Origin of the sequence: Mycobacterium parascrofulaceum ATCC BAA-614 (genome assembly GCF_000164135.1) — a bacterium.
Classification (GTDB): Bacteria; Actinomycetota; Actinomycetes; order Mycobacteriales; family Mycobacteriaceae; genus Mycobacterium; species Mycobacterium parascrofulaceum.
In genome coordinates this window covers 1-2,524 of record NZ_GG770583.1, presented here as the reverse complement: position 1 = coordinate 2,524, position 2,524 = coordinate 1, and the positions used below count along the sequence as shown (strand labels likewise).

Below are 2,524 nucleotides of genomic sequence, written 5' to 3'. Positions count from 1 at the left end.
CGCAAAGTCACGGTGCGCGACATCCCGCATACTGAGGACATCACCGGGCGGGTCGACACAAACCGGCTATCGGCCGCCGCGGCAGCTACCCAGCGGGACCGTAATCCCGAGCCTCCCGACGATGATGACCCGCCCGATGCCGCGATCCCGGTTGTGCGCCGCCTGATGAGCCGCCCGCCCCAGGAGCCCTCGTGATCAGCAGCGCCGACGACGAGTTCAACAACCTCGGCGATGCCGAGAAAGTGAAGTTCAGCCAAAACGAAACCGCCGCGGCCCTTTCGCGCCTGGACCATCTTCTCAACGAGCTTGATAGCTTGCGCGCCGGGGTGGACGACCCCGACGGGTTGGTGTCGCTAACGTTGGGTTTTGATGGGCGCCTCCTCGAGGTGCGCATCGCCGACGCGATCGGCAACGTCATGACAAACCTGCAACTTGAGAAGAAACTCAACAGCCTGTTCGCTGCGGGAAACAAGGGCGTCGACGAGATGCGCGGCGACATCATCTAACCCACGCGGACTACGCCAGCTCGATTGCCGCGCCGTGGCCATTAGCCGTCCGCAACGGAAAGTATTTGTCGTTTAGGCGAGAAGCAGTGACGCCGCGAAGAAGTGGAAAGGGCCCGGCGGTAGGTGGGAGGGTCGCCGAGCCCTTCAGCCGCACCGTGGTGGGGCGCCTCCAACCCTACAGCGTCTGAAACACCCCGCCGTGCATAATCTTTCGCGTACTGCTCCGCGGATCCGTGCCAGCGCCTCCCATGCCCAGCTGCCTAGCTAGGACTCAGCAAACATCTCTACGTTGCAATCGCGCCCCGCACTGTACGTTCACATCGCCTCTGAGCCGACTAGCTGGGCATACTAGAAGATTTTCAACCCGCGCAGCCCCGCGGCCTCAACAAGTGGCCCTGTGTGTCGACCGAGGCCTGAGGTTGCAAGCACCTTCACTGGGTCAGCGCCGGTCCCGTCGTCCGTGCGCCGCAACCATATAGCCCAGTTGGCAAGGTTGCTTCCCCATTTGGATGGGTAAAAGATCCCATGCGGACGCTCGCCGTCCTTGAGTTGCACGGTTTGTCGAATCCACGTTGCGATGCCCGTAGTGAGCTTTTTGAACTGCTCGGAAGAGCTGGTCAGTTCACTGAGGGTGAGTTGCTCGACGCCGCACTCCGCCAACAGCGTCGAACGCAAGTGCTCCGATACAGCAGATATCGAGTTGGCGCCCGCGATGTCAACGAACCAACCGCTGGGGGGTAGCTGCAGCTCGTAAAGGGAGCGTTCTTGCCGCCAACCCTGCGAGATTGATTTGTACTGCATCCCGCCGTGCGCGGGTAGCTCTCGTGCAATCTGTCCTGCAAGGGTATCCGCGTCATCAGTGCTGACGTCATCGAACAGTTCAGTCAGTAGCGTCGTTGGTGGGTCGGGGGTGATGTACTCGAGGACCTCGACTAGGGCTCCAACCGCGGTGGAACCGCCGTATACGGTGCGTCCAGCCGTGTCCCAGCGCGACCACTGCTCTACCGGAGGCTTGCCGCCAGGTGTCCGGGGTGGCGGGTTAAGTGGCCCATATTGCGTTCGCGCCACTCGATAGATGCTCTGCCCAGAACTGGCGACGATATTCAGCCCGGTTGACGCGCAGATGGTCGCATTTAAAGACGACGACACCCGCACCTACCTCCCCGTACGCAGCGATCCGGCTGAGTATAGGGAGGCGGCACATCAGGAGTAGTACGTGTCGGTCACGAATGCGTCGGCCGCGCGGTAGACAGCAGGAATGTCGTCATTGCGGATGAGCTCAGCCGGCATCGCACCATCGAGGCGAGGGTTCGCCGAAATTAGCCAATTTCGGGCGATTTGGTCACTCTCCGCGCCTTCGATCAACAGGAACACTGTGTGCGCGGCCTGAAGGCGCCGAACCTTATCCGGTGATGGGACCGCGTGTGTGCTGTCCCCGGGAGGGGCGGCCCAGCGAGCCGGCATCGTCCGGCTCTTTGAGCCTGCAATAAAGGCAACCAGTGTGGGCCCAAGCCGGTCCAAGAGGTACTTGACGACCTGGTGGGTATCCATCCGTGCGGTGTCGTCGCCAGCCTTGACTAACAGGTCAGACATTTCCGAGCACCCCCTTACATCCGCGATGAGCCTACAGGAACAACCACGCAAGCGACAAAAATCATTCTCAAAGTGACCGCGTAATGATCGCTTAGTGTACCTCGAAACCTGGTCTGTCGGCACCTCGGCTCCATCAAAAAGTCCCCTAATAACTGGTCAGCACCCGTCTGCGGTCGGTCAAGTCCAGGGACGTGGTGTACGACGTCCCTGGACTCGACCCGGACGCTCCAACGGTTCGTTGATGATCGACAGCTTTTGGCGGTGAATTTAGAGCCCGGCCCGTTGAAGGAATACAACCAAGAGGTTTGGTCAGACAGTATGTCCGCTTACGGCGGTCTTCTCTCCGTTTGTAGCCAGTTGGGGATCCGGTGGTAGGGCTGAGTGCGCCAGCGGGGATGCCGCATCGGAAGTTTTCGGCGGTGATC

At 60.8% G+C, this 2,524-nt stretch carries 3 protein-coding genes and 1 pseudogene; 2 read left to right on the top strand and 2 right to left on the bottom strand.

The genetic code is table 11. From position 1 onward, the window contains the following. A pseudogene (locus HMPREF0591_RS33575) lies at window positions 1-195 on the top strand (PPE domain-containing protein); the annotation flags it as partial. Beyond that, window positions 192-506: a hypothetical protein gene (locus HMPREF0591_RS29540; RefSeq protein WP_007172547.1), complete on the top strand. Its 315-nt coding sequence runs from the start codon at window positions 192-194 to the stop codon at window positions 504-506. The pseudogene HMPREF0591_RS33575 and the gene HMPREF0591_RS29540, both read left to right, overlap by 4 nt. A 348-nt stretch (window positions 507-854) precedes the next feature. Here HMPREF0591_RS29540 and HMPREF0591_RS29535 read toward each other — a convergent pair whose 3' ends face one another. Next, entirely contained in the window at window positions 855-1,655 is an 801-nt protein-coding gene (locus HMPREF0591_RS29535) for an RES family NAD+ phosphorylase (protein ID WP_007172546.1), read from the bottom strand. Window positions 1,656-1,709: 54 nt separating this feature from the next. After that, window positions 1,710-2,099 carry an antitoxin Xre/MbcA/ParS toxin-binding domain-containing protein gene (locus tag HMPREF0591_RS29530; RefSeq protein WP_007172545.1) on the bottom strand — a complete coding sequence of 130 codons (390 nt, stop codon included), beginning with the start codon at window positions 2,097-2,099 and terminating at the stop codon, window positions 1,710-1,712. Window positions 2,100-2,524: the final 425 nt, after the last annotated feature.

Excerpts from the sequence above, each read along its gene's own strand:
- HMPREF0591_RS29530 (WP_007172545.1), bottom strand. The coding sequence starts at position 2,099 with ATGTCTGACCTGTTAGTCAAGGCTGGCGACGACACCGCACGGATGGAT.